Annotated in this window: 22 protein-coding genes; 15 read left to right on the top strand and 7 right to left on the bottom strand. The window is 49.0% G+C overall.

The genetic code is table 11. The annotated features are described in order from the left end of the window. Window positions 1-15: 15 nt before the first annotated feature. The 4 genes from infB to rpsO all read left to right on the top strand — a co-directional run bounded on the left by infB (window position 16) and on the right by rpsO (window position 4,775). A complete protein-coding gene (infB, locus tag QL234_RS14440; RefSeq protein ID WP_281558530.1) occupies window positions 16-2,709 on the top strand; it encodes a translation initiation factor IF-2 in 2,694 nt (897 codons plus the stop codon). Window positions 2,710-2,977: 268 nt separating this feature from the next. Beyond that, a complete protein-coding gene (rbfA, locus tag QL234_RS14435) occupies window positions 2,978-3,394 on the top strand; it encodes a 30S ribosome-binding factor RbfA (protein ID WP_281558529.1) in 417 nt (138 codons plus the stop codon). Between the two features lie 2 nt (window positions 3,395-3,396). After that, on the top strand, window positions 3,397-4,344 hold the full coding sequence (gene truB, locus QL234_RS14430; protein ID WP_281558528.1) for a tRNA pseudouridine(55) synthase TruB: 948 nt from the start codon (window positions 3,397-3,399) through the stop codon (window positions 4,342-4,344). 161 nt (window positions 4,345-4,505) lie between these two features. Then, window positions 4,506-4,775 (top strand): 30S ribosomal protein S15, encoded by a 270-nt coding sequence (gene rpsO, locus QL234_RS14425; RefSeq protein WP_044835044.1) that lies wholly within the window; start codon window positions 4,506-4,508, stop codon window positions 4,773-4,775. 211 nt (window positions 4,776-4,986) lie between these two features. On the opposite strand, the gene QL234_RS14420 is transcribed toward rpsO, so the two are convergent. From QL234_RS14420 to pspF, 7 genes are all read right to left on the bottom strand, one after another. Beyond that, the gene (locus tag QL234_RS14420; protein WP_281558527.1) at window positions 4,987-8,799 is read right to left on the bottom strand and encodes a carbohydrate binding domain-containing protein; all 3,813 of its coding nucleotides are present in this window, start codon (window positions 8,797-8,799) and stop codon (window positions 4,987-4,989) included. A 349-nt stretch (window positions 8,800-9,148) separates the two neighbouring features. After that, window positions 9,149-9,931, bottom strand: coding sequence for an ATP-binding cassette domain-containing protein (locus tag QL234_RS14415; protein WP_281558526.1), 783 nt, complete (start codon window positions 9,929-9,931; stop codon window positions 9,149-9,151). A 1-nt stretch (window position 9,932) separates the two neighbouring features. Beyond that, window positions 9,933-10,922 (bottom strand): oligopeptide/dipeptide ABC transporter ATP-binding protein, encoded by a 990-nt coding sequence (locus QL234_RS14410; protein WP_281558525.1) that lies wholly within the window; start codon window positions 10,920-10,922, stop codon window positions 9,933-9,935. Beyond that, window positions 10,922-11,815 (bottom strand): ABC transporter permease subunit, encoded by an 894-nt coding sequence (locus tag QL234_RS14405; protein ID WP_281558524.1) that lies wholly within the window; start codon window positions 11,813-11,815, stop codon window positions 10,922-10,924. Before QL234_RS14405 ends, QL234_RS14410 begins: the two co-directional genes overlap by 1 nt. Beyond that, window positions 11,802-12,833 (bottom strand): ABC transporter permease, encoded by a 1,032-nt coding sequence (locus QL234_RS14400; RefSeq protein WP_281558523.1) that lies wholly within the window; start codon window positions 12,831-12,833, stop codon window positions 11,802-11,804. Before QL234_RS14400 ends, QL234_RS14405 begins: the two co-directional genes overlap by 14 nt. 1 nt (window position 12,834) lies before the next feature. Then, window positions 12,835-14,472: an ABC transporter substrate-binding protein gene (locus tag QL234_RS14395; protein ID WP_281558522.1), complete on the bottom strand. Its 1,638-nt coding sequence runs from the start codon at window positions 14,470-14,472 to the stop codon at window positions 12,835-12,837. After that, window positions 14,459-15,559 (bottom strand): phage shock protein operon transcriptional activator, encoded by a 1,101-nt coding sequence (gene pspF / locus QL234_RS14390; RefSeq protein ID WP_281558521.1) that lies wholly within the window; start codon window positions 15,557-15,559, stop codon window positions 14,459-14,461. The genes QL234_RS14395 and pspF overlap by 14 nt, the downstream gene beginning before the upstream one ends. Window positions 15,560-15,751: 192 nt before the next feature. Here pspF and pspA point away from each other — a divergent pair, with 192 nt between their 5' ends. From pspA to QL234_RS14335, 11 genes are all read left to right on the top strand, one after another. After that, a complete protein-coding gene (gene pspA / locus QL234_RS14385) occupies window positions 15,752-16,423 on the top strand; it encodes a phage shock protein PspA (protein WP_281558520.1) in 672 nt (223 codons plus the stop codon). 50 nt (window positions 16,424-16,473) lie between these two features. After that, complete coding sequence (gene pspB / locus QL234_RS14380; RefSeq protein ID WP_044835150.1) at window positions 16,474-16,686, top strand: envelope stress response membrane protein PspB; 213 nt, start codon at window positions 16,474-16,476, stop codon at window positions 16,684-16,686. A 107-nt stretch (window positions 16,687-16,793) separates the two neighbouring features. Continuing rightward, window positions 16,794-17,024: an envelope stress response membrane protein PspB gene (gene pspB / locus QL234_RS14375; protein WP_281558629.1), complete on the top strand. Its 231-nt coding sequence runs from the start codon at window positions 16,794-16,796 to the stop codon at window positions 17,022-17,024. Next, complete coding sequence (pspC, locus tag QL234_RS14370; RefSeq protein ID WP_281558519.1) at window positions 17,021-17,467, top strand: envelope stress response membrane protein PspC; 447 nt, start codon at window positions 17,021-17,023, stop codon at window positions 17,465-17,467. Before pspB (QL234_RS14375) ends, pspC begins: the two co-directional genes overlap by 4 nt. A gap of 100 nt (window positions 17,468-17,567) precedes the next feature. Continuing rightward, window positions 17,568-18,224 (top strand): signal peptidase I, encoded by a 657-nt coding sequence (gene lepB, locus QL234_RS14365; protein ID WP_281558518.1) that lies wholly within the window; start codon window positions 17,568-17,570, stop codon window positions 18,222-18,224. Window positions 18,225-18,348: 124 nt separating this feature from the next. Beyond that, window positions 18,349-19,779: a YcjX family protein gene (locus QL234_RS14360; protein ID WP_281558517.1), complete on the top strand. Its 1,431-nt coding sequence runs from the start codon at window positions 18,349-18,351 to the stop codon at window positions 19,777-19,779. Further along, window positions 19,776-20,867, top strand: a complete 1,092-nt coding sequence (locus QL234_RS14355; protein WP_281558516.1) for a TIGR01620 family protein — start codon at window positions 19,776-19,778, stop codon at window positions 20,865-20,867. Before QL234_RS14360 ends, QL234_RS14355 begins: the two co-directional genes overlap by 4 nt. 191 nt (window positions 20,868-21,058) lie before the next feature. Continuing rightward, window positions 21,059-21,862: a phenylalanine 4-monooxygenase gene (phhA, locus tag QL234_RS14350; RefSeq protein WP_281558515.1), complete on the top strand. Its 804-nt coding sequence runs from the start codon at window positions 21,059-21,061 to the stop codon at window positions 21,860-21,862. A gap of 9 nt (window positions 21,863-21,871) precedes the next feature. Next, entirely contained in the window at window positions 21,872-22,210 is a 339-nt protein-coding gene (locus QL234_RS14345; protein WP_044835072.1) for a 4a-hydroxytetrahydrobiopterin dehydratase, read from the top strand. Between the two features lie 110 nt (window positions 22,211-22,320). Further along, window positions 22,321-23,871: a transcriptional regulator TyrR gene (gene tyrR / locus QL234_RS14340; RefSeq protein WP_281558514.1), complete on the top strand. Its 1,551-nt coding sequence runs from the start codon at window positions 22,321-22,323 to the stop codon at window positions 23,869-23,871. Between the two features lie 317 nt (window positions 23,872-24,188). After that, entirely contained in the window at window positions 24,189-25,175 is a 987-nt protein-coding gene (locus QL234_RS14335) for a fumarylacetoacetate hydrolase family protein (RefSeq protein ID WP_281558513.1), read from the top strand. Window positions 25,176-25,284: the final 109 nt, after the last annotated feature.

Raw genomic sequence — 25,284 nt, 5'->3', positions numbered from 1 at the left:
GGGAGAAAATTATAGATGGCAAATGTAACAGTTGAAGAACTTGCCAAAGAAATCGGTACACCGGTAGAACGCCTGATTAGCCAGTTGGCTAGCACAGGTGTTCATAAATCGGAATCGGATTCAGTGACGCAACAAGAAAAAGAAGCGTTATTAGAGCATTTGAAAAAGCAGCATGGCGATGACTCTGCTGCAAATCCAAATAAGATGACATTAAACCGTAAGAAAAAATCAACCTTAGTGATGGGCAGCGGCAGCAAAGCCAAATCTGTCCAGGTTGAAGTACGTAAAAAACGCACCTATGTCAAACGCAGTGAATTAGAAGAGCAGCAAAAAGCAGAAGCCGAAGCCAAAGCTAAGGCGGAAGCCGAAGCGAAAGCAGCGGCAGAAGCCGAAGCGAAAGCGGCAGCCGAAGCACAAGCGAAAGCCGAGGCCGAAGCCAAAGCAGCAGCCGAAGCCAAAGCGGCAGAAGAAGCCAAAGCTGCAGCGAAAGCCGAAGAAGAGCGCAAATTGAAACAAGAAGCACAAGAAAAAGCGAAACAGGCAGCTAAAGCGCCAGAAGCAGCGCCTGCTGCCACCACTTCAACCGAGTCTGAAGAAGCGAAGAAACTTCGTCTGGCCCAGGAAGCAGAAGCTGCTGCCAAGGTAGAAGAAGAAGCCCGTCAGTCTGCGGAAGCCGCGAAAAAATTAGCGGAAGAAAATGAAGCCCGCTGGAAAGCACAGGAAGCAGAGCGTAAAGCGAAAGAAGCCGAAGTTGTGCATCTGACTTCTTCTAAATATGCCCAGGAAGCCGAAGATAAGGTTGATTCTGAGGAAGAAGGTGGCGGTCGCCGTCGTCGTAAGAAGAAAGGCGGCAAGCAAGATAAAAATGCCCGCGGCGGACGTGACAGGGGCGGCAAGCAAACCTTGTCGGCACCGCAAAGCTTACGTCATGGTTTCCAGAAGCCGGTTGAGGCGAAAACTCAGGAAATTCGCATCGGTGAAACCATCTCTGTTGCTGAATTAGCCAACAAAATGTCGGTGAAAGGCGCTGAAGTGGTTAAGGTGATGTTCAAAATGGGCGCTATGGCGACCATTAACCAGGTGATTGACCAGGAAACTGCTGCCCTGGTTGCTGAAGAAATGGGTCACGACGTAGTATTGGTGAAAGAAAATGCCCTTGAAGAAGCGGTACTTTCAGATCGCGGCGCTGCCGGTGAAGAGATTTCCCGTGCTCCTGTCGTCACCATCATGGGTCACGTTGACCATGGTAAAACTTCACTGCTTGACCATATCCGTGAAGCAAAAGTTGCCGCGGGCGAAGCCGGTGGTATTACCCAGCATATCGGTGCTTATCACGTAGAAACCGGTCATGGCATGATCACTTTCCTTGATACCCCAGGTCACGCTGCCTTTACCGCGATGCGTTCACGTGGTGCCAAAGCCACGGATATCGTTATTATCGTGGTTGCCGCCGATGACGGTGTTATGCCACAAACGATTGAAGCGATTCAGCATGCTAAAGCGGCTGGTGCGCCGATTATCATTGCCGTGAACAAGATGGATAAAGAAACCGCCGATCCGGACCGCGTTAAAACTGAGCTTTCTCAGCACGACGTTATCCCGGAAGACTGGGGAGGCGATGTACAGTTCGTTCACGTATCGGCGAAAACCGGTTTAGGTATCGATGAATTGCTTGACTCTGTCTTGCTACAGGCGGAAGTATTAGAGCTGACGGCTGTTGTTGATAAACTTGCCAGCGGTGTTGTCGTAGAGTCTAAACTGGATAAAGGCCGTGGTCCTGTTGCCACTATCCTGGTTCAGGAAGGTACCTTAAACCAGGGCGATATCGTGTTATGTGGCCTTGAGTACGGCCGTGTACGTGCGATGCGCGATGAGCTTGGCCGTTCAATCAAAACTGCCGGTCCTTCAATTCCTGCTGAAATCATCGGCCTGAGCGGTGTGCCGCAATCGGGTGATGAAGCTACCGTGGTTAAAGACGAGCGTAAAGCCCGTGAAGTTGCCTTGTACCGTCAAGGTAAATTCCGTGACGTGAAACTTGCCCGTCAGCAGAAAGCGAAACTGGAAAACATGTTCTCCAACATGGCCGAAGGTGATGTTTCTGAAGTGAATGTGGTACTCAAATCTGACGTGCAAGGTTCCCTTGAAGCGATTTCCGATGCCCTGACCAAGCTGTCTACCGATGAAGTAAAAGTGAAGATTATCGGCTCAGGTGTTGGTGGAATTACCGAAACCGACGCTACCTTAGCCGCGGCTTCTAACGCGATTGTGGTTGGTTTTAACGTACGTGCCGATGCAGCTGCCCGTAAGGTTATCGAAACCGAAAACATCGATTTACGTTACTACAGCGTTATCTACAGCTTGATTGATGAAGTGAAGCAGGCGATGAGCGGTATGCTGGCGCCTGAATTCAAGCAAGAAATCATTGGTCTTGCCCAGGTTCGTGACGTCTTTAAATCGCCGAAAATCGGTGCTATTGCCGGTTGTATGGTGACCGAAGGTATCATCAAGCGTAACAACCCGATCCGCGTATTACGTGAGAACGTGGTTATTTACGAAGGTGAGCTGGAATCACTGCGTCGCTTTAAAGATGATGTTCAGGAAGTTCGTAACGGTACCGAATGTGGTATCGGTGTTAAGAACTACAACGATGTTAAAATTGGTGACCAAATCGAAGTATTTGAAACAGTTGAAGTTAAACGTTCTCTTTAATTGTTGAAACTAAAATTTGATCATCTAAATGGGGGCTAGGCCCCCATTTTATATTCAGGGATGAATCATATGTCATGGGTACAGGATGTATAGGAATGACGATATTCAGGGATGAATCATATGTCATGAGTACAGGATGTATAGGAATGACGATATTCAGGGATGAATCATATGCCGTAGTTATAGAGTTATTAGCGCGGCGATATTTAAGATTTTATACTTGCCACTTATACCTGATGTACATAAGCGGCAATTGCAGGAGTTACTTATGGCAAGAGAATTTGCCCGTACTGACCGTGTAGGTCAGCAAATACAAAAAGAAGTGGCCATTATTCTACAGCGGGAAGTTAAAGATCCGCGTTTAAGCATGGCGACGGTTTCTGCGGTAGAAGTATCCCGTGACCTTGCCTACGCCAAGGTATTTGTGACTTTCTTTACCAACGAAAAAACAGAAATTGACGAGTCGGTCGCCATTTTAAATGAAGCGGCGGGTTTTATCCGCTCTTTACTGGCTAAGCAGTTAAGGGCGCGTATCATGCCCCAGTTACGCTTTGTTTATGATCACTCTATGGCAGAAGGTGTGCGCATGACTTCTCTGGTTGATCAAGCCATTGCTAAAGATCAAGCGCGCAGTGGCAACGGCCAGTCTGACAGCGAAGCTCCCGAGCAGGCAGAGGACAAATAATCATGGCAAAGCGTAGAAAAGGCCGTGCTATCAACGGCATTTTATTGCTGGACAAGCCCTATGAAATGTCGTCCAACCATGCCTTACAGGCGGCAAAACGGGTTTATTTTGCCAATAAAGCCGGTCATACCGGGGCATTAGATCCGCTGGCTACCGGCATGCTGCCGATTTGCTTTGGCGAAGCCACCAAGTTTTCCCAGTTCTTGCTTGATACCGATAAGGTCTATCAGGTCACGGCGAAATTGGGCATACGTACCACCACCAGTGATGCCGATGGCGAAATCGTCGCGGAAAAGCCGGTTGATGTTACCGACAGCCAGCTGGCCCCGGCGCTGGATAGCTTTCGCGGCACCAGCAAGCAAGTACCTTCTATGTATTCGGCGTTAAAATATCAGGGGCAACCTTTATATAAATATGCACGCGAAGGTATCGAAGTTCCGCGTGAAGCACGTGATATTACCGTGTTCCGCCTTGATTTGCTGCGTTTTGAAGGGGACGAGGTCGAGCTGGAGATCCATTGCTCCAAAGGCACCTATATCCGCACCATTGTCGATGACTTAGGCGAGTTATTAGGCTGTGGCGCCCATGTCGCCGAGCTTCGCCGTGTCGCGGTCGGCAGTTATCCAGCGGATAAGATGGTGACCCTGGAGCAGGTTGAAAACTTGCTGGCTCAGGCAAAAGAGCAGGACATTTCTCCTTCTGAGTTACTCGATCCCTTGCTATTACCTATGCACACGGCCGTTGACGGTATTCCTGCCGTTTATATCGATGAAGCATCGGCCAGTTATCTCAGGCATGGTAATCCGGTACAAGTTTCCGGCGCGCCTGTTGATGGCCTGGTACAGGTCCATATCGGTGATGAAGGCCAGGAGAGTGAAAGCGAGTTTATCGGCATTGGCCAAATCAATGACGATGGCCTGGTGGCGCCTAAACGTATTGTTGTTGCCTGAATTTGATCGTCGGCCGGGTTAATTCCCGGCAATTGCGATATTCTCGGGTGAAACGGTTGCAATCACCGGATTTACTGATAGAATGTCGCCTCTTTCGTTGCCCGGGCTGAATTAGTGATCGGCAGGGTATATTTTAACTTTATAAAACTTGGAGTTTTATTATGTCGCTAAATGCAGAGCAAAAAGCAGCTATCGTTGCTGAATACGCACAAAAAGAAGGTGATACAGGTTCTCCTGAAGTACAGGTAGCTTTATTAACTACTCAAATCAACCACCTTCAAGGCCACTTTAAAGAGCACATCCACGATCACCATTCACGTCGTGGTTTGTTACGCATGGTAAGCCAACGTCGTAAATTACTTGATTACCTTAAAGGTAAAAGCGTAGATCGCTACACCTCGTTAATCGGTAAGTTAGGCTTACGTCGCTAAGACGAGTTTAACATATAAAAAAGGAGCCTTACGGCTCCTTTTTTATACATGGAAGTATTTATCCTGCGTGCTCAGGACGAGTATAAGCAGGGTTTATACATGGAAGTATTTCAGCTTACTCGCTCCTGGCGTAAGCTAAGTACTTACATCCTGTAAGTAATCATGCGTGCTCAGGATGAGTATGAGCAGGGTTTTTGCCTGCCTTTTGGCTTTACTCAAGTTGAGTCAAACTGTAAGCCAAAGTTTCATCATTAAAGTTCAGCAGGTAAGTGCCACTAACCTGGCTATAAATATCCCCGCCATTGGCTTCAAGATAGCCGTCATCATTATTGTCGCCATAGTTTTGCGACCAGTCGCCATTAATGTCGAGCTTGAACCTCTGCTGCTCCCGGCCGTCAAAACTGACCGCTACTTGCCAGTGATGATCGCCCACTAAGGTCATGGCACTGGTTTGCCAGTTATTGGCGGTACCGCGAAAATAGACCTGGTCAAAGTTGGTTTGATAGTCAGGCGCCGGATCTAAGGGGAGCAGTTGGTAGTTTAAGCTTTGATCATTGATTTTAAGGCGGTAAAGGCCGCGGATATCGGTAAAAATATCATTGCCGGTGAGTTCCAGATAACCGTCAGCGTCATTATCACCGTAATTGACGGACCAGTCGCCATTGATATCCAGCTTAAATCTTTGCTCAGCGCGGCCGTCAAAGTTAATGTCCAGTTGCCACAGGTGATCGCTTACCAGCTCCATGGCTGAGTTGCTCCAGCCATTACTGGTGCCGCGGTAATATAATTGTGGGAAATTCTTCATCGGTTCGTCACTGGCTACGGTAATGAAAATACTGCTGCTATGGCTTGCCCCCAGGTTGTCGGTGACTGTCAGGGTATAGCGCTGGCTGCTGGCAGGGGAGACGGTGATCTCCTGTGTGTTTTCGCCGGTGCTCCACAGGTAACTGTCAATTGTGCCATCGCTGTCGCTGGAGCCGGCTGCGCTTAAGGTTACTGCCATGCCGGGAGGAATGGTTAAATCTTGCGGGGAGATATGGGCGACCGGCGGCTGGTTTTGCTCCAGGGAGTCGGGGATCCCTTGCATTATTGTGCCCTGATCTAAATGCCAGCTGCCTGCGCCGACCTGATAATCTGCCCCCCCATTATTGTCCCAGCGGCTGCTGCAATCATTGGTGACAAAAATAAGCTGTTCTGTAGCTGTCAGCTCAAGGGTATATTTAAACCAGTTATTGGCGAGGGCCGTCATGGCTGCTCCCGGCACCTGGGTCCAGGTGCCGGCATTGTCCAGGCTGTAATGCAGGCAAACTTGTCCCCAATTACTGCTATCCCGGTAGTAGAGGGTGGTCGTCAAGGTCTCGCCGATAATGCCTATGGTAATGCTGGTGGTGGCGGAACTGCCTTTATCGTCGGTGACTGTCAGGCTAAGGTTTGTCCGTTCATTAACGGTGATCTGAATATTGGCGGTGGTTTCGCCGGTACTCCATAAATATGAGGTAATTTCTCCGTCTTCATCGCTTGAAGCTGTTGCCGATAAAGTTACCTGTGTTCCTGCATCAACCTTATGGCTGCCGGGAGTGATCACGGCAATAGGTGCTTTATTGCCGGGGATCAGGTGGTCGGTGAAAAAGGCCGGTGTGCCGGCGATATTTCCCTGGGGATCTTCAATCAGTTTACCGTTTTCATTCTTATAGCGCCCGGCGCCGACATAAACTTGCTGGATATCGGTTTTGCGGATATTACCCCGGCTGTCGGTGGCTTCGATATAATAATCGAGCAGTTGTTCGGAGAATTGATCCAGGTAGGTATAGTAGAGGTCGGCAATCTGCTGTGCCGGTACTACATCAAACATGGCTTTTGAAGCGGGCTGCCAGTCGACACCGTTGATGTCCGGTGTCAGATCACGTTTTAACATGGCAAAGCTTTGCCATGGCCCTACCCGGGACGGGTCGACATCGGCATCGTTTTTATGGGCCTGGGGGTCATAGAGCTTAAAGGTTTTATCTTTGGCATCTGCCCGATTATTGGTGTGCACGCGTACCTTGAGCTTGATGTCTGTGATACCGCTGGCATCAAAACCATAGCTGTAAATGACAAATTTGTTATCGGCATAAAGGGCATCCCACCCTTCGGCTTTGCTTTTATTGGCGCTGCCGGGATTATAGGGATAGCGCTGCGGCCACCACAGGGAAGGGGGGGTTTTGTCCTGGGCAATATTGTCACTGACATAGGGCTTGGAAAAATATAACGACTGGTTGAAGGAGATGGTGGGTTTGACGCCGTCATCGACATTTTCGTCATAATAGCCAAAACCCGAATCGATGGAGGCGATCAAAAAATACCAGCTTAATTCTGCCGGATTGGCGCCGCCGGCATAGTTATTGGCAGCATCGCCTTTGACCGGATAAGACATCATCCAGGGATTTAGCTGGTTGCCGGCATAGGTGACTTCATGATCCAATGCCGTTGTCGGCTGCCAGTGATTGGGGTTGGCATCAAGCCAGATCTGCTCTGCGGTGTTGGCGTAGTTCTCGGCCACTTGCAGCAGGGCAAAGTTTCGCTCCAGGTAATGATAACCATATTCCATGGACACCATATGGTTGCGGTTGACGTTAAAATTTGTGCCTAAGGCATTATTAAAGTCTGTCATTTGCCCGGCCCAGACCCCCATAGGCAAATGCCAGTGGTACCAGGTGGGATCCGCCGATGAATCCCTGGTATCTATCCAGGAGCCGTCCTGGACATGTACAATATCATCTTCGGGAATCGGAAAAGCACGTAAATACTCATCTACCCCCATGCCGGTCACCGAGCCGTCGGCATAGGTCACATTGCCGGAATTGGCCCAGGTTCCGCCGTCACCGGCGCGGCCGCTGGAATTGTCGCCGTCATGGGCAATGACAAAATATTGCCGGCGATCACCGGCTGCTGCGGTAAACGGCTTGAGTACGTCGGCGGTGACGCTGCCTTGGTAGCCTTCTTCCCACGAACTGGCCTGCTCGACCGGGATACCGGCAATTTTATGCTGCTCGCCGGTATCCGGGTCTATGTATTGTACCCAGTGGGGGATGGAGGCAAAGGGAAACTTGTTATGGGTAACCTGCTGCTCGTTAAACATGGGGATGGCTAACCAGCTGCCGGCATCGCTTTCATTTTGCAGGTCGGCGCGGTTGGGGGGAGAGATCAGGGTATCGATACCCGGGTCATTTAAATAAGGGTAATCGCGCAAGGTCCGGGAGTAGTGGACATTGCCGAGCACAGACCATTCTATACCCAGCTTGGTCAGCACCGGGATAATACGCTCGGAAAAGCCCAGCTCGGTGGGGAAAAATCCTTTGGATGAGGTGAACTGGTTGCCCAGCATATAATCCTGCGCCAGGGTCACGTTTTGATAAATTAAATCTTTAAGAAAATAATCATTCCCCACTAACGGCCCCATAGAGTGATGGCCGGTAAAATGTATGGTATCGAGTGCCTTGTTGCCATTGGCGGTAAGGGTATTTTGCCATGTGTGTCGCCAGTAATCTCCCCAGCCGGGATTATAACCGGATAAATTGCCCAATTCGGCAAAGCTTTGCACATTATTAACCACAGAAGCCGACATAGTGACATGAGTCTGGCTCAGGGGATGATTTTGCCTGTTGTTATTGGCGGTATCCATGGGCCAGGAAAGATAGGCGCCGGTTTTGGCATGGTGGGAATAATAGGAAACGAGGTCGTCATGGGGCATAGGTGCGCCGCTGCCGGGAATAAAAAAGCTGTAATTTGGTGGCGGATTATTTTTGAGGTTAATCACCTGGCCGTCATAGGCATAACGTATCGGGGCCCCGACGGCCAATCCCGGGTATTTGCTGACATCATAATAAGGCCAGAAATTGGGCATATGGTTATGGTAGATATGGGTGGCGGCAACGTTGGCCAAAGCCGTTGACGGGCTAAGCACATTCAGTGTACCGCACAGACACAGTAACAACAGCGACGGCTTTAAGGGGATATCTGGACGGTTTTTTTGAGACAGTTCCATTTTCTCATACCTTTCATTATTTTATTTTGACGTTTTATCTATTTGTTTTGTTGATTTTTTTTGTGGGCATTTCCCGGTTAGCACATTAAAGCTGATGCATAAACAACCGGAATTACCGGTTTCAGGTTAGGCGTAGCGGGAAGAAAGTACAATGGTGCCCGGGGGCGGGAAGCGCTATTTAATGGCTGGAAAAAGCGCTGGACAACTTTATTTTATTTTAGGTTAGTCTTTGTATTTTAAGGAGTTAATTTTTTGTGATTCCTTAACTGCATACGCCTGATGTTTATTTTATGAATACGAATGCAGTTATGATACAAGTTGCTGCTTAACAAGCTGATTTTCTAACCGTCTACTTCCGGCACAGTTGAAAATGCTGGCTCATCAGCAGCTTTTGGGTGTATTTATGCTTGGGTTTTTGCATGATTTGGTGGGTGGGGCCGTATTCGACCACCTTGCCGCCGCATAACACCATCATTTCATCGCTGAAATGCCGGACGATCCCCAGGTTATGGGAAATCAAAATAAACGCCAGTCCCATCTGCTGTTGTAAGTCCAGCAGCAGGTTGATCATTTGCGATCGCAGCGAAGGATCCAGGGAGGCCAGTGCTTCATCGAGGATGATGACTTGTGGCTGTAAAATTATCGCCCGGGCCAGTGAAATACGCTGTTTCTGGCCACCTGAAAACATATGGGGATAAAAATTCATATGATCGCTGAGCAGGCCGACCTTTTGCAGGGTCATGCGGATCAGCTGGCTTCTGGCGGCTTCGTTGAGCTCGGTATTGAGTTTTAACGGCTCGTCCAGCAGCTGGTGTATGGTCAGGCTGGGATTTAAGGTGGTGCCCGAGTCCTGGAAAATCATCCGGATATGCTGACACCTTTGCTTAAAGTTTTTCGGCTCCAGGGTCTGGCCATTTAATTTTATCGTGCCGGTATTGGGGGTTTCCGCCCCCACCAGCAATTTAGCCAGGGTAGATTTTCCCGAGCCGATTTCGCCGACGATGGCCAGGGTTTTATAGGCCTTTAATTCAAAGGAAAGCGGCTCCAGTGCGGTAAAAACCCTGCGGTTATACCAGTAACCTTTGAGTTTATAAGACTTGCTGACATCGGTAACCTGCAACAGGGACGGCATCTTAATAGGTATCCTTTAACGAATAGTGGCAGCTGACCTGATGGCCGTGATGGTTTTTTACCTTAGGGGCCTGGACACAGGCCTGCTGTGCCCGGGGACACCTGGGACCGAGGCGACAACCTATCGGCAGGTGCTGCAGGATAGGGATACTGCCGGGCAAGGTCATTAATCTTGATTTTGCCGGCAGCAACATATTGGCCTTGGGGCTGGAGTCCACCAGGGCCCGGGTATAGGGGTGAAACGGGTGGTTAAAGATCTGCTCTGTGGTACCTGCTTCGACAAACTGGCCGCTGTACATTACGGTAATGGTATTGGTCCAGTGGGTGACATTTTCCAGGTCATGGCTGATCAATAAGATTGACATGTTTTTCAGCTGGTTCAGGCTGGCCAGCAAACGGAAAATCTGCCCCTGGTTGCTGCTTTCCATTGCCGCTGTCGGTTCATCGGCAATGAGCAGTACCGGGCGGGTGGCCAGGGCGATGGCGATCATCACCCGTTGGCACAAGGCCTCGGTTAACTGGTGCGGGTAACTGCGGATACAAAATTCGTGGTGTTTGATGCCGACCTTATGCAGTAATTTAATCGCAGCGGCTTTGCGCTGCTGGCGTTTTTGCCAGAAATAACCGCTTAGCTGGCGGCTGTCTACCGCTTCTTCGAGCTGCTCCCCTATGGTGGTGGTGGGATCCAGGCAGGCCATGGGCTCCTGGAAAATCATCGCGACATCTTTGGAGATAATGGCCTTGCGCTCTTCCAGGGACAGGCGCAGCAGATCTGTGCCGCGCCAGTGGAAGCGGTCGGCATCGACCTGCCATTTGTCATCAAGAACCCCGACGATTGCCTGGGCCAGTAAAGACTTGCCCGAGCCGGACTCTCCCACCAGGCCGCGCACTTCGCCTTCTTTCATGCACAGGCTGACACGGTCAACCGCCAGGATGGGTTTGTTGCCGGATACCAGTTCAATCGAAAGGTTACGGATATCAAGTAGGTTCATTAGCTTTCTTTCCGTTGTCTTATCGCGTGCCGCATGCCTTCCCCGACTAAGTTAGTGGCCACCACGGCAAATAATATTGCCAGACCGGGTAAATATACCGTCCAGGGGGCAATATAAAACAGATCTATACCGTTAGACAACATGGCTCCCCATTCCGGCAAAGGAATTGGCGCGCCCAGGCCGAGAAAGCCCAGGGCGGCAATATCCAAAATGGCCGCCGACTGCGCCAGGGTCGCCTGGCTGACAATTTTTTCTATGATATTGGGAAAGACCGAATAGCTGAGGATCCTTAACGAGCCGGCGCCGTCGAGCCGGGAAGCGAGTACATAATCCTTGGTGAGCTCTTCTTTGACGGCATTTCGGGTAATATGGACAAATTGCGGGATCAACACCATGACAATGGCCCATAAGGTATTGTCCAGTCCCGGGCCGAGAATGGCGACGATGACTATCGCCAGCAATAGCGAAGGGATGGATAAAATCACATCGAGAAAGTGATTCAGAAAGCTGGATTTTATGCCTTTGGTCAGCGCGGATAATGAGCCGATAATGACGCCGATCACCAATGAGATAATCACCACGATAAAACTTAAGCCAAAGGTGAGGGAAGTGCCGTGCATCAAGCGTGACAGCATATCCCGTCCCAGGTTGTCTGTGCCCAGCAGATAACTGATATCGCCGGCATCGTCCCAGGCCGGCGGCAGTAATAAGCTGTTTAAATGGCTCTCAACCGGGGAATAGGGGGTAAGCAGCGGCGAGAACACCGCCAGTACCGTTAAAAATAAAAAACTGCCAAAGCCTATCATCACCACCGGGCTTTGCCTGAAAATGAGCCATAGCTGAATAAAAGGGGAAGGAAATTCTTCCTCCTGGTAAATCTTATGACGTGCCATGGTTATGCTCTCTTGCCAGTGGATTTAACGCGGCATAAATAAAATCGGTCACTATGTGGACGATAAAAATAAAGGTGGAAAGCACCAGCAAACCGCTTTGGATACCGGTGTAATCCCGCTGATAAATACTTTCTATCAGCCAGCGGCCGATACCGGGCCAGCTGAAAATGACCTCAGTGATCATCGCGATAGTCACCAAATTGGCAAACTGCAAGCCGATATGGCGGATGATCTGCAACAGGGAGTTTCGTACCGCATGGCGAAAGATAATTTGCCGGAAGGTCAGGCCTTTGGCCCGGGCAGCTTTAATATAATGGGTTTCGAGCACCGCCAGCATGGAAGAGCGGGCCAGGCGGATAAAAATGGTCGCCGGCGCCGTGGCCACCACGCAGGCAGGCAACACAATATGGGCGCTGGCATCCCTGAACGCCTGCCATTTATAGACGCTGTCGCTGAGCAAAATATCGATAAACTGGATGCCGGTCACATGTTCGATTTCATACACCAGGCTTAATTGTCCCGCCGACGGGAACCAGCCCAGCTGGATGGAAAACACTAAAATTGCCACTAAACCCAGCCAGAATACCGGCACTGAGTACCCCAGCATGGCAACGGATAAAATGATATTGTCGGCGGTTTTTCTGTGGTTGACGGCGGCAATAAACCCCAGGGGGATGCCGACAAACATTGCCAGCATTAAGGCGATCAGGCTCAGCTCTATGGTGGCGGGTAATAAATTGATGATTTCCGAGGTGATTTGTGTCTGGCTGGCCATGGACAAGCCGAGATCACCTTCGGCCAAATGGCTCAGGTAGGCAAAATATTGCTGCATGATGCCCTGATCGCTTTTATAGGCCAGTTTAAGTTGTTCCAACTGCTGCGGCGTGGCATTGATTTGTCCGCTTAAATTGACCAGGGGATCGCCGGGAAATAAAAACGACAGACTAAAGGTCAGCAGGGTCAGTAGCAACATAGTAAAGAAGAACAGGTTCAGCCTGCGGATAATAAAGACCAGCATATCAGTTTTTACTTACCCCGCTAAAGTCGATGCCGCCAAAGGGATGTAACAATTCTCCCTGAACGTTTTTGTGCCTGGCCTGATAACGCCTGGAGTGGGCGATGGGCAAGAGCGGGACTTCCTCGGAAAGGATCCTTAAGGCCTGGGCGTAATGTTTTTTCCGCTCCCGGGTATTGGTGGTTTGCAGCGATTGATAAAGGAAGTCATCAAAGGCGGGATCACACCAGAAGGCGCGGTTATTGCCGGTATTCATGGAGGCGCAGCTTAAGATCGGGGTGAAAAAGTTATCGGGATCCGGATGATCCGCCGACCAGCCGAGCAAGACCGCCTGGTGCTCACCCCTTGCCAGCAAACGGGAAAAAGTACTCCATTCGTAATTACTGACGATATTGACGGTGACGCCGATTTGCTGCAGATCCGCCTGGATGAGCTTGGCAGTCGTCAGGGCATTGGGGTTGTAGGCTCTTTGCACCGGCAAGGCCCAGATATCCATGGTCAGGCCGTCGGGGTAACCCGCTTGTGCCAGCAGTGCTTTGGCCTTGTCGATGGAAAAGCCGTGGCCTGAAATACTTTCATCATGAGCCCAGGAAGAACCGGGTAATAACGATTTGGCCACTTCGGCATGGCCGAAATAGATGGCTTCGATGATGGCCTGTTTATTAATGGCATAGGCGATGGCCTGACGGACTAGTTTATTATCAAACGGGGGTTTTTGGGTATTAAAACCTAAATAACTGACATTAAAAGAAGTCACCGCTTCCAGGGTCAGGTTGGGATGCTCGGTGATTTTTTCATGGGCTACCGGGTAGGCAATAACATCACATTCATTGGCCAGCAACTTGGTCAGACGGGCGGTTTTACTCGGGGTAATATCATATACCAGCTGCTCTATCGCCACCTGGTCACGCCAGTAGTTCTCATGGCGGTAATAACGGATTAAAGAGCCGACCCGGTATTCTTTAAATTTATAAGGGCCGGTACCTATGGGTTGCAGGTCGATTTTTTGATGGTTACCTGCTGCCGCCAGTTGCTGGGCATATTCGGCGGATAAGATCACGGCAAAGTCAGTGGCCAGGTTAGCCAAAAAAGAGCTGTCGGCGCGGCTGAGTTTAAAGCGCACCGTATAATCATTGATTTTTTCTATGTCTTCTACCAGGGAGCTAAAGCCGACACTCTGGAAAAACGGGTATTTGCCTCCGGAAACATGGTGGAAGCCATGAGCGGGATCTAACAGGCGGTTAAAGCTGAATAAGACATCATCGGCATTGAGGGGACGGGTAGGGGTAAAATAATCGGTTTGGTGGAAGGAAACATCTTTGCGCAGGTAAAAAGTGATCATTTTACCGTCCCGGGTGACGTGCCAGGACTTGGCCAGCGAGGGGCCGATTTCGTTGTCTTCGGTTTGGAAACTGATCAAACGGTCATAAAGCTGATAAGACACCGCGTCTATGGTGGTGCCCGAAGTCACGGTTTGCGGATTAAAACTTTCCGGTGAGCCTTCGGCGCAATAAATCACGCTGTTGGCGCTTAAGGAGCCTTTGTCATCGCCATAACAGCCGCTTAAAAGTAAAAGCAGCACACTCAGCATATAAAACTGTTTCATCTGGATAAGTGGCCGCGAAACCTTACTCTTCATCATTGATGTTTCCATCAAGCAAATTGTATTTTTTCAGATAACCCCTGAGCTGGTGATAGGTGAGCTTGAGGGCTTCTGCGGTTTTTTTCTGGTTGAACTGGCAGGCGGACAGGGCGTTATTAAGCAGTTCTATTTCATAATCCTGGGACAAGTCTTTTAATGACACAGGAAACTGCAGTCCCTGGCCGTTGGTTTTCACTTCTTGCTTTATTTCTGCCTGGGCTGTGTCGGTATGGGCCTGGGGCTTGACCGCTTCGTTTCTGGGCTCGGCTATCCTGTCCTGGGTTTTTACCCGGCCACTTGGCCGGTAGGGGGACTCAAACGGGTCGATCACCAGTTCATGTACCGGCAGATGCGGGTTGTTGCAGCGGTAGACACTGCGTTCAACGACATTTTTCAGTTCACGGATATTGCCCGGCCAGTGATAATCAAGCAGGGCTTTTTTCGCTTTGGCGCTAAAGCCGCTGAATAATTCAAATTCCAGCTCGCGCGCCATATTAATGGCAAAGCTTTCCGCCAGCAGCAGAATATCTTCTACCCGCTCCCTCAGCGGCGGCAGGGTAATAACATCAAAGGCAAGACGGTCAAGTAAATCGGCGCGGAACTCTCCGCGCTCGGCCAATGACGGTAAATCTTCATTGGTGGCGGCAATCAGCCTGGCATCGGTTTTAATGGTTCTTGAGCCGCCGACACGTTCAAATTCACCGTACTCCACCACCCGCAAGAGTTTTTCCTGGATAAGGCCGGAAGTATTGGCAATCTCATCTAAAAATAAGGTGCCGTTGTCGGCACGCTCAAAGCGGCCTTCATGACGTTTATTGGCGCCGGTAAAAGCGCCGCTTTCATAACCGAACAATTCACTTTCCAGTAAATTTTCATTGAGTGCTGCGCAGTTGAGCTTGAGATAATTCTGCTCCCAACGCTTGGAAAGGTAATGCAGGCGGGCGGCGACCAGCTCTTTACCGGTACCGCGTTCGCCGATAATAAGCACGGGTTTGCTTAACGGCGCGATTTGTGAAATTTTTTCCAGCACTTCAAGAAAATTGTTGGATTGACCCAGGAGGTTGTCTTGCTGGTTAAAACGTGCCATTTACTGACCTAATTATTGGTTTATTTCACTAACAAATAGTGTATTTTATTAAACAAGAGGATTAAAGGTTTTTTTATAAATATAATAAAGCCTTAAAAAACAAACTATTACCTGAAGTGTGAATCTTGGCTTAGAAAGTGAATAGCTATTTAGCAAGTATTACCGCTCAATTTTTAGTAAGAGGAAGTCGTTATGGGTGTTTTTTCAAGATTTACAGATATTATTAATTCCAATATTAATAGCTTATTGGATAAAGCGGAAGATCCCGCAAAAATGGTGCGTTTAATCATTCAGGAAATGGAAGATACCCTGGTGGAAGTACGCTCTTCATCGGCGAAAACCCTGGCAGATAAAAAGGAACTTAGCCGTCAGGTAACCCGCTTTGAAAATGAAGCGCAGCAGTGGCAGGAAAAAGCCGAACTGGCGCTCAATAAAGGCCGTGAAGATCTCGCCCGTGCTGCTTTAATGGAGAAAAAGAAAGCGGCGGACAATGCCCAGTCCCTGCTGGAAGAGCTCAGCCATGTCGATGAGCATATTGCCAAGCTACAGGGAGAAATCTCTCAGCTGCAGGATAAGCTGGCAGATGCCAAAGCGAGACAAAAAGCGATCATCATGCGGGAAAAAACCGCCAGTTCACGGTTAAAGGTTAAGAAAAACATCAGCAGCGACCGGGTGAATGATGCGTTAAGCAAATTTGACCGTTATGAGCGTAAAATTGATGATATTGAAGCCCAGGTGGAGTCACATGATCTGGGGAGCAAGTCGCTTGCCGATGAAATCGCCGAGCTTGAAGCCGATGAAAAAATTGATGATGAATTAGCGCAATTAAAGGCTAAAATGACGTCTGATAAAAAGAAAAAATAAACCGTTTGTTTAAGCGCTAATAGAGGAAAAGAATTGTGCAAGAAATCATCATGGTGCCGTTTATTATTTTTATGTTAATTGTGGCGCCTATGTGGCTGATATTGCATTACCGCAGCAAACGCCAGGTCAGCCAGGGGTTAAGTGAAAAGGAATATTTTCAGTTATCCGAACTGGCTGAAACGGCGGATAAAATGGCCGAGCGCATCAAAACACTCGAAGCTATTCTCGATGTGGAGTCGCCCAACTGGCGAGATAAAACCTGACATCTGAGGCAAATATCGAATTCCCGGCAAAAGTGGGGACAGGTTTTTTACCAGGAAAGCCTGGGTGAAGTTTAACTAAACCGTCAAAGTACGGGTAGGGGAGAGAGATTGTGAATGACATCATTATGGCACCTGTGATTATTTTTATGTTGGTTGTGGCGCCTATCTGGCTGATATTACATTACCGCAGTAAGCGCCAGGTCAGCCAGGGCCTGAGCGAAGAAGAATATATCCAGTTATCTGAATTGTCTGAAACCGCAGATAAAATGGCTGAGCGCATTAAAACCCTGGAAGCCATCCTGGACGTGGAAACCCCTGACTGGAGAGATAAAGTATGATTGAGCGTAAACGAGGTGAACTGTACCGTATTCCCAGCCAGGGCAGGGTTGCCGGGGTCTGTGCCGGGGTAGCCGATTATTTCGGCTGGGAAACCTGGCTGGTGAGAATCCTGCTGGTATCCGGTATTTTGTTAGGCATGGGCTGGTTTATTGTTATCTATATTGCCGCCTGGTTTATTTTAGATAAAAAAGAGGGTGAGCCTAAGGTCAGAGGGGCAAAAACCAAATATCAGCAGACCGTTAAAAAACAGCCGGTTAAGGAAGATATCACCACTGAGTCTATCAAGGTTAAGGCGCGTATCTGGCAAGCCGGAGAGCCGCCGAAGCAGGCGCTTTATGATATCAGGCGGAAATTTATGGCGTTAGAGAAACAGCTGCGCTCAATTGAAAGTTATGTGACTTCGGCTGAGTTTACGGTTTCGAGGGAAATTAACCGCCTGTAAGCCATAAAAAGCCTCATCTTGCCATTTAGCTTAACATCAGCGGGGCGATATTGCCCCTGATGGATATTATCTCTAAGAAAAGTCAGAAAAGGATCTGCTCATGAAGTTAACTCAGAAGATGTGCCTGCAAGTAAAAGATAACTATAGGTTTATTCTCTTTATTGCCTTAATGCTGGTTTTTCGCAGTGCCGTTGCCGACTGGAATAGCGTACCTACCGGCTCGATGAAACCGACAATTGTCGAAGGGGACAGAATTTTAGTCAACAAAATGGCTTATGATCTGCGTTTGCCCTTTACCAATATTTCACTATTAAAACTTGCAGACCCCCAGCGGGGAGATGTCGTGATTTTTGACTCACAAGTCAGTGATATCCGCCTGGTGAAACGGGTGATAGGGTTACCCGGCGATACGGTGGAAATGCAGGATAATGCTTTGATAATTAATGGCGAGCAGCTTAGCTACCAGGCCCTTTCCCTGACAGCGTCCCAGGCTGACAGCATTGAATACTTACCGGGCATGAAACACCAGATCCGGGTACGGCAAAACGGTTCAACATTGTCGAGTTTTAGGGAAGTTACCGTGCCACAAGGCCACTATCTGGTGCTGGGAGATAACCGGGATAACAGCACGGATTCACGTGTCATCGGTTTTGTGCCAAGGCATGAAATCGTTGGCCGCTCAAAAACCGTGGTGATGTCTTTTGATTATGATAACTATTATTTGCCCCGCGGTGAGCGTTATCTGCATACTTTATAAAGCTCATGCTTGCGAGTTTTTCACGACGATAGGGAAATTTTAGAATTAGATCTCCCCGGGCCTTAGCTATTATCTAAGGCCCGGGTTATTTTTTTGCAGGCAAAGAGCTAGGAACTCACGCAGTATGGCGTTAATAAACAAAGAGAAAATTAAAAAATTAAAGAATAAAACCAATGAATGGTTTAACCGCTCGATAGACCAGCATGTTACCCTGGCGGTAACCGGGCTAAGCCGCAGCGGTAAAACCGCTTTTATCACCTCTTTAGTGAACCAGCTGATCAATGAAGGCAACGGCGCCCAGTTAAGTTTTTTTAACCCGGTACACCAGGGGCGGTTTATCGGCGCCAAGCGGGTGCCGCAAAAGCATTTTAATGTGGCCCGTTTTGATTTTGACCAGGCGATGACGGCGTTTTGTGCCGAGCCTGCCGTCTGGCCCGAGCCGACGCACGGCATTAGCGAATTGCGCCTGGCGATCCGTTACCAGCCAGAGGCGTCTTTATTAAAATATGCTACCGACATGGCTACCCTTTACCTGGATATTACCGATTATCCGGGGGAGTGGCTGTTAGACTTGCCGATGATGAACCTATCTTTTAAAGCGTGGTCGGCGCAAACCTGTGAATTATTAAACCAACCGCCGCGCCAAGCGGCTGCGGCTGATTTTATCGAAAAACTTCAACAGGTAGATCTGTTGCAAAAGGCGGATGAGGATTTACTGGCCGCGCTATCGCAGGAATATACCCAACTGTTGCACCATTTTCGTTATGAGCTGGGTTTGTCTGTTATCCAGCCGGGACGTTTTATCCTACCCGGCGAACTTGCCGGCGCCCCCGTGCTGCAGTTTATTCCTTTTCCCGGCCTGGAGTTGCTTGATAACGAGTTATATCAAAAAGCCGGCGACGATACCCTGCTCGGCATGTTAAAAGCCCGCTACCAGGCCTATAAGCAGGATGTGGTAGCGAAGTTTTATAAACAGCATTTTGTTAACTTTGACCGGCAGATTGTCCTGGCGGATTGTTTAACGCCGCTTAATAACGGCCGGGAGAGCTTTGCCGATTTGCAACAGGCGATAGCGCTGATTATGCAAAGCTACCAATATGGCCGCTCCGGTTTGTTGTCGCGGTTATTTTCCCCGAAAATTGACCGTCTGCTTTTTGCCGCCACCAAAGCCGACCATGTGACCCCGGAGCAGCATCCCCATCTGGTGGCTTTGCTCAATCAGCTGATCCACAGCACCAGGCAAGAGCTGAACTTTGAAGCCATAGATATCAAGACATTGGCAATCGCCGCAGTTAAAACCACCAAGGCGGGTAAGAGTTTGCACCAGGGAGAAGAAGTGCCGGTGATCCAGGGACGGCGCTTAAGCGATAATCAAAAAATTACCGTCTTTCCCGGCACTGTGCCGGCAAAATTACCGAAAGCCCAATACTGGCAGCAAATGGCGTTTAATTTTATCGCCTTTGCTCCCGGCGGACTTCATGGCGCCGGTGAGAGTTTGCCCCATGTGCGCATGGATCAAGTACTGGAGTTTCTACTTGGAGATAAAATGGCATGAGTGATAAGCCGATAAAAGAAAGTTATAAGTCGATAAAAGAAAAGGATAACTATCAGCAGCAAATCATTTTTGACGAGCAGGAGCTGGATATTGCCGGGCAGCAGGGGCAAGCACAGGAGCAACAGCTGGTCTTTGATAATGATAACTGGCTGGCGGCACAAGAGCAGTTATCGGCGGAACTTGAGCTGGAAACGACGCCGGGCAAGGTTTCCTGGCTGCCGCGGGTGTTCCTGACTTTACTGCTGCTGTTGGTATCGGTGGAAGCGGTTGATTTTTTTATCAAGGGGTTTAGCGAGGCGCCCTTTACAACTGGCATCTATGCGCTCCTGTTTGCCTGTATAACCTTAGTTACCGGCTCAGTGCTGGTACGGGAAATGAGGGGCTTGAGACAATTAAAGCGCCAGCAGCAAAGGCAACATAGCGCCAGCAGGGTGTTGGCCAGTGGCGATAGCTTAGCGAACAATAAATTTAACAGCCAAAAATTTTGCCAGCAGATCAGTGCGCAATTGCCTAATGATCTGCTCAGCACCCTGGAGCACGAATGGGCAGAGGCCCAGGGGGGGGAGCATTCGGATGCTGAATTACTGGCGCTTTATTCCCGCCAGGTATTAACTAAAGTTGATGAAAAGGCGCTCAAGGAAATCGCGAAATTCTCCGGTGAAGCGACCGTGCTGGTGGCACTGAGCCCGGTGGCGATTCTGGATATGGGGCTGTTATTCTGGCGAAATATCAGAATGATAGACAAAATCTCCGCCTTATACGGCTTAAAACTGGGTTATTGGAGCCGGCTCAGCCTTATTCGTCAGGTATTCGTCAACATGGTTTATGCCGGCGCCAGTGAATTAATCGCCGATTTTGGCAGCCAGATGTTGGGGGCGGAGCTGCTGGGTAAATTGTCGGCACGCTTTTCCCAGGGGTTGGGAGCGGGCCTGTTAACCGCCAAACTGGGCATTAAAACCATGCATACCTGCCGCCCCTTACCGTTTCATGAAAACCCGCCAAAACTGAATTTGGTAAGGAAAGAGTTGCAGCAGCAACTGAAAGCCTTGCTGAAAAGCTCAACCCAGAAAAAAGATGAAACCCTTTAAAATCAGTTGCTTGTTTTTTTAGCTAAGTGGGCTATTTGGCCAAAAAAGCTCAGGTGTAAAAAATAATGTACAGCAATTGGCGGCTGTGCATTAATTAACCACAGGCTGCGGCTATCTTTTCTTAACCCGCTTCCCTTAATATAAATATATCTACTGTGGTGAGGCCACAACAAACGTTAAAGGAAGTGAAAATGGGTAAGGCGACAAAATATGTCTCCAAGGATGTCGAAGCCGATGGCAAAATACATTGGACGGATGAAGAAAATCAAATCTGGCAGGAATTAATCACCCGCCAGCTTGATTGTATTAAAGGTAAGGCCTGTGATGAGTTTATTACCGGACTGGACAGGCTTAAGTTGCCGATGGATCGTGTTCCCCAGTTAGAAGAAGTCAGCGAAGTATTGCTGGCCACCACAGGCTGGCAATGTGCCAAGGTACCGGCGCTGATAGGTTTTGGTGAATTCTTTAAATTACTTTCCGAGAAAAAATTCCCGGTAGCGACTTTTATCCGTACCCGGGCAGAGTTTGACTACCTGCAGGAGCCGGATATTTTCCATGAAATATTTGGCCACTGTCCGTTATTGACCAACCCGGCCTTTGCCAATTTCACCCAGCGCTACGGGGAGTTAGGCTTAAATGCCAGTAAAGAAGACAGGGTTTTCCTGGCGCGTCTTTACTGGTTCACGATAGAATTTGGTTTACTTGATACCCAAGACGGCCTGAGAATCTACGGCGGCGGTATTTTATCCTCCCCGGGAGAAACCCAGTATGCCATGACCGACCCGGTTGCCGAGCGTAAAGCCCTGGATGTGGTCGATGTACTGCGTACCCCGTACCGTATTGATATTATGCAGCCGATTTATTTCATGATAAATAAAATCAGTGATTTAGATAGCATCAGCCAGCTTGATTTATTGGCCTTGGTTGAAGAAGCTAAAGCCCTGGGCTTGCATGAGCCGAAATTCCCACCTAAAGAAAAAAAGATAGCAAGTTAAGGACAAGTTATGACTTCTCAATTATCAACCCAGCAATGTGAAGCCTGTCATGTTGATGCCCCTAAAGTCAGCGATGAAGAGCTGCAGGAATTAATGTCCCAGTTACCCGATTGGGTGCCAGAAGTGCGTGACGGCGTGATGATGCTGGAGCGGGTATATAAGTTTAAAAACTTTAAACAAGCCTGGGCCTTTTCCAACCAGGTGGCTGAGCTGGCGGAAGCCGAGTTTCATCACCCGGCCATTACACTGGAATGGGGCAAGGTGACTGTGACCTGGTGGACACATGCCATTCGCGGTTTACATAAAAACGATTTCATTTGCGCGGCGAAAACCGACAAACTTCTGTAACCTTGTGTTACATTTCTGATATCAAGCCTCCAATTATTGGGGGCTTTTTTATTGTAAAAAATAGTTTACAATAAGGGTTTGTTTTATCTCAGGAATAAAGGTTCACCATAATGCGATTGGAAATAGGCTGCAAAGACCGGGTAGGAATTGCACAGGAAGTCTTAGGGATTTTTGTTGAACGTGAAATAGACTTACGCGGCATTGAGCTGAAGCATTCGGGTAAAATATTTGTCAATATTCCGGATCTTGATTTCTCCGAATTACAGTCCTTTATGCCACAATTACGGTTAATTGACGGGGTAGAGGATGTTAAAACCACACCTTTTATGCCATCAGAGCGTGAGCGTAATGAGCTGGCAACCCTGATCAAAACCTTTCCAGACCCTTTTGTTTCCATCGATGCCAAAGGCAATATCCGGGTAGTCAATGACGTCGCCGTGACTATCATGGGGGCAACCCAGAAGGAGATTATCGGCGAGCATATCAGTCAGTGGCTCAAAGGCTTTAATTTTAGTCGCTGGCTCGACAGCGACGATGTTCTGGCGCAGACCCGGCGTTTGAAATTTCTCGACGAAGACTTTGTTGCCGATATTCTGCCGATCCATGTCTGGGATGAAACCGGCGCCAATGTGCTTGCCGGCGCGGTGCTTATCCTCAAATCCGAAGCCAGGCTGGGGCAGCAAATCAGTGCCTTTAAACAGCCCAGCGAAAGTATTTTTTCCGGGATCCAGGCCAGCAGCACGGCGATGCGTAAAGTGATCCGTGAAGCCAAACGTATGGTGATGCTTGATTCCGCCATGCTCTTGGTGGGGGAAACCGGCACCGGTAAGGAGTTGCTGGCCAAAGCCTGCCATGAAGCCAGTGAACGCTCGGAAAAACCCTTTATGACCTTAAACTGCGCCACCTTACCCGATGATGCCGCCGAGTCGGAATTATTCGGTATCGGCGCTTCCGGTCATGAAAACAGCAAACGGGGTCTGCTGGAGCTTGCCGACGGCGGCACCTTGTTTCTCGATGAAGTGGGGGAAATGTCGCCTAAACTGCAAACCAAGTTATTGCGGGTGATCCAAAACGGCAGCTTCCGCCGGGTAGATGATGAACGTGAAATTACCATTAATATCCACTTTATCAGCTCTACCAGTAAAGACTTGTTGCAACTGGTCGCCACGGGGGAGTTTCGTGAAGATCTCTACTATCGGTTGAATGTTTTAGGCTTGAACCTGCCGCCGCTGAGGGAAAGGCGCAGCGATATTTTGCCGCTGGCGGAGTTTTTTATCGCCCAGTCGGGGCAAAGGTTGGGCAAATATCGCCTGCTGATGGATGATGATTGCCGTGACTTTATTGAACATTATCCCTGGCCGGGTAACGTCCGCCAGCTGGAAAATGTGTTGATCCGCGCGGTTTCTGTACTCGAGGGGGATGTGATCACCACAGCGCATTTGCAGTTGCCGGCGTATACCCGGGAGCACGGTTATCTGGAGCAGGAGTTTGAAGGTACCCTTGAAGCCGCGGTGAAAAATTATGAGGCGGATATCTTAAGAAAGCTGTATCCCGCCTATCCAAGTACCCGGCAGCTGGCGAAAAAGCTCGGCTTAAGCCATACCGCAGTTGCCAACAAACTGCGCGAATACGATATCAATAAGAAAACTGTAAAGATTTAATGCCAGATGTCAGCGTTAAGCTAAAAAGCCGGTACTGCCTGTATTTTCAGGCTCTGTGCCGGTTTTGACTGTTTTTGGGATAAGAAAATAACGCGTAAATGACCCTTGATGGCGGTTTCTCCCTCCCTTAGCCATGTAAAGATTTACAGACATCTGTACCGGGTGAAGATAGCGCTTTGCGCTCTGGTAATTCGTGTAAGTTTCAGTAAAATCACCTGTTATATTCTAGATAGTAATATTTTACTAAACCTTGCTTACCGGCATTTGTTGAGAAGTGACGAACAAGGTTTTGCTTACAAACTGAAAAAGGTCTGATAATGAAATTAGCAACGCTTAAAAATAATAGCCGTGACGGCCAGTTAGTCGTGGTAAGCCGTAACCTGGAAAAAGCGGTGGTTGTTAGTGATATCGCCCCGACTTTGCAGGCGGCGTTAGATAACTGGGCGCAAACCGAGCCGAAACTGAACGAAGTCTATAAGGCATTAAATGAAGGCAAGCTTGACAATGCCATCGCCTTTGAACAGCAAAGCTGTGAATCGCCGCTGCCGCGTGCCTACCAGTGGGCAGACGGCAGTGCCTATGTTAACCACGTAGAACTGGTACGTAAGGCAAGAAATGCAGAAATGCCGGCTTCATTCTGGACAGATCCCCTGATGTATCAGGGCGGCTCAGACGCCTTTATCGGTCCTTATGACGATATTCCTGTGGCCAGCGAAGACTACGGTATTGATTTTGAATCTGAAGTGGCGGTGATCACCGATGATGTGCCTATGGGAGCTTCAGCAGAAACCGCAGCCGGTCATATCAAATTACTTATGCTGGTCAATGATGTCTCACTGCGTAACCTGATCCCGGGCGAGTTGGCAAAAGGTTTCGGCTTTTTCTCCAGTAAGCCATCAAGTGCTTTCTCTCCGGTAGCGGTAACCCCGGATGAGCTCGGCGATGCCTGGGACGGCAGCAAGTTACACTTGCCTTTGACCACCCATTTAAACAAAGAATTGTTCGGCCAGCCAAACTGCGGCGTAGACATGACTTTTGATTTCCCGACCATAGTTGCCCATGCCGCGAAAACACGCCCGTTAACGGCCGGTTGTATCGTAGGTTCAGGTACTATCTCTAACTACGACCGCTCTGCCGGTTCCAGCTGTTTAGCGGAAAAACGTATGTTGGAAATCATTGCCGACGGTAAACCCAGCACTTCCTTTATGAAGTTTGGCGATCAGGTACGCATTGAAATGTTTGACAACAACGGTGACAGTATTTTCGGCGCCATCGATCAGCAAGTGGTTGAATATAAAGCGTAAAACATTAATATTTGACTATATCGCCGGGGAGTTGCTGATTTGGCATCCCCGGCTTTTTAATTTTTGCAGCCAGAAAAACTGGCTGTCGACAACCTCTGATGGATATAAA

Origin of the sequence: Thalassomonas sp. RHCl1 (assembly GCF_947387555.1) — a bacterium.
Taxonomy (GTDB): domain Bacteria; phylum Pseudomonadota; class Gammaproteobacteria; order Enterobacterales; family Alteromonadaceae; genus Thalassomonas.
This window is presented reverse-complemented; position numbering and strand designations above follow the sequence as displayed.

Excerpts from the sequence above, each read along its gene's own strand:
- infB (WP_281558530.1), top strand. The coding sequence starts at position 16 with ATGGCAAATGTAACAGTTGAAGAACTTGCCAAAGAAATCGGTACACCG.
- rbfA (WP_281558529.1), top strand. The coding sequence starts at position 2,978 with ATGGCAAGAGAATTTGCCCGTACTGACCGTGTAGGTCAGCAAATACAA.
- truB (WP_281558528.1), top strand. The coding sequence starts at position 3,397 with ATGGCAAAGCGTAGAAAAGGCCGTGCTATCAACGGCATTTTATTGCTG.
- rpsO (WP_044835044.1), top strand. The coding sequence starts at position 4,506 with ATGTCGCTAAATGCAGAGCAAAAAGCAGCTATCGTTGCTGAATACGCA.
- QL234_RS14420 (WP_281558527.1), bottom strand. The coding sequence starts at position 8,799 with ATGGAACTGTCTCAAAAAAACCGTCCAGATATCCCCTTAAAGCCGTCG.
- QL234_RS14415 (WP_281558526.1), bottom strand. The coding sequence starts at position 9,931 with ATGCCGTCCCTGTTGCAGGTTACCGATGTCAGCAAGTCTTATAAACTC.
- QL234_RS14410 (WP_281558525.1), bottom strand. The coding sequence starts at position 10,922 with ATGAACCTACTTGATATCCGTAACCTTTCGATTGAACTGGTATCCGGC.
- QL234_RS14405 (WP_281558524.1), bottom strand. The coding sequence starts at position 11,815 with ATGGCACGTCATAAGATTTACCAGGAGGAAGAATTTCCTTCCCCTTTT.
- QL234_RS14400 (WP_281558523.1), bottom strand. The coding sequence starts at position 12,833 with ATGCTGGTCTTTATTATCCGCAGGCTGAACCTGTTCTTCTTTACTATG.
- QL234_RS14395 (WP_281558522.1), bottom strand. The coding sequence starts at position 14,472 with ATGATGAAGAGTAAGGTTTCGCGGCCACTTATCCAGATGAAACAGTTT.
- pspF (WP_281558521.1), bottom strand. The coding sequence starts at position 15,559 with ATGGCACGTTTTAACCAGCAAGACAACCTCCTGGGTCAATCCAACAAT.
- pspA (WP_281558520.1), top strand. The coding sequence starts at position 15,752 with ATGGGTGTTTTTTCAAGATTTACAGATATTATTAATTCCAATATTAAT.
- pspB (WP_044835150.1), top strand. The coding sequence starts at position 16,474 with ATGGTGCCGTTTATTATTTTTATGTTAATTGTGGCGCCTATGTGGCTG.
- pspC (WP_281558519.1), top strand. The coding sequence starts at position 17,021 with ATGATTGAGCGTAAACGAGGTGAACTGTACCGTATTCCCAGCCAGGGC.
- lepB (WP_281558518.1), top strand. The coding sequence starts at position 17,568 with ATGAAGTTAACTCAGAAGATGTGCCTGCAAGTAAAAGATAACTATAGG.
- QL234_RS14360 (WP_281558517.1), top strand. The coding sequence starts at position 18,349 with ATGGCGTTAATAAACAAAGAGAAAATTAAAAAATTAAAGAATAAAACC.
- QL234_RS14355 (WP_281558516.1), top strand. The coding sequence starts at position 19,776 with ATGAGTGATAAGCCGATAAAAGAAAGTTATAAGTCGATAAAAGAAAAG.
- phhA (WP_281558515.1), top strand. The coding sequence starts at position 21,059 with ATGGGTAAGGCGACAAAATATGTCTCCAAGGATGTCGAAGCCGATGGC.
- QL234_RS14345 (WP_044835072.1), top strand. The coding sequence starts at position 21,872 with ATGACTTCTCAATTATCAACCCAGCAATGTGAAGCCTGTCATGTTGAT.
- tyrR (WP_281558514.1), top strand. The coding sequence starts at position 22,321 with ATGCGATTGGAAATAGGCTGCAAAGACCGGGTAGGAATTGCACAGGAA.
- QL234_RS14335 (WP_281558513.1), top strand. The coding sequence starts at position 24,189 with ATGAAATTAGCAACGCTTAAAAATAATAGCCGTGACGGCCAGTTAGTC.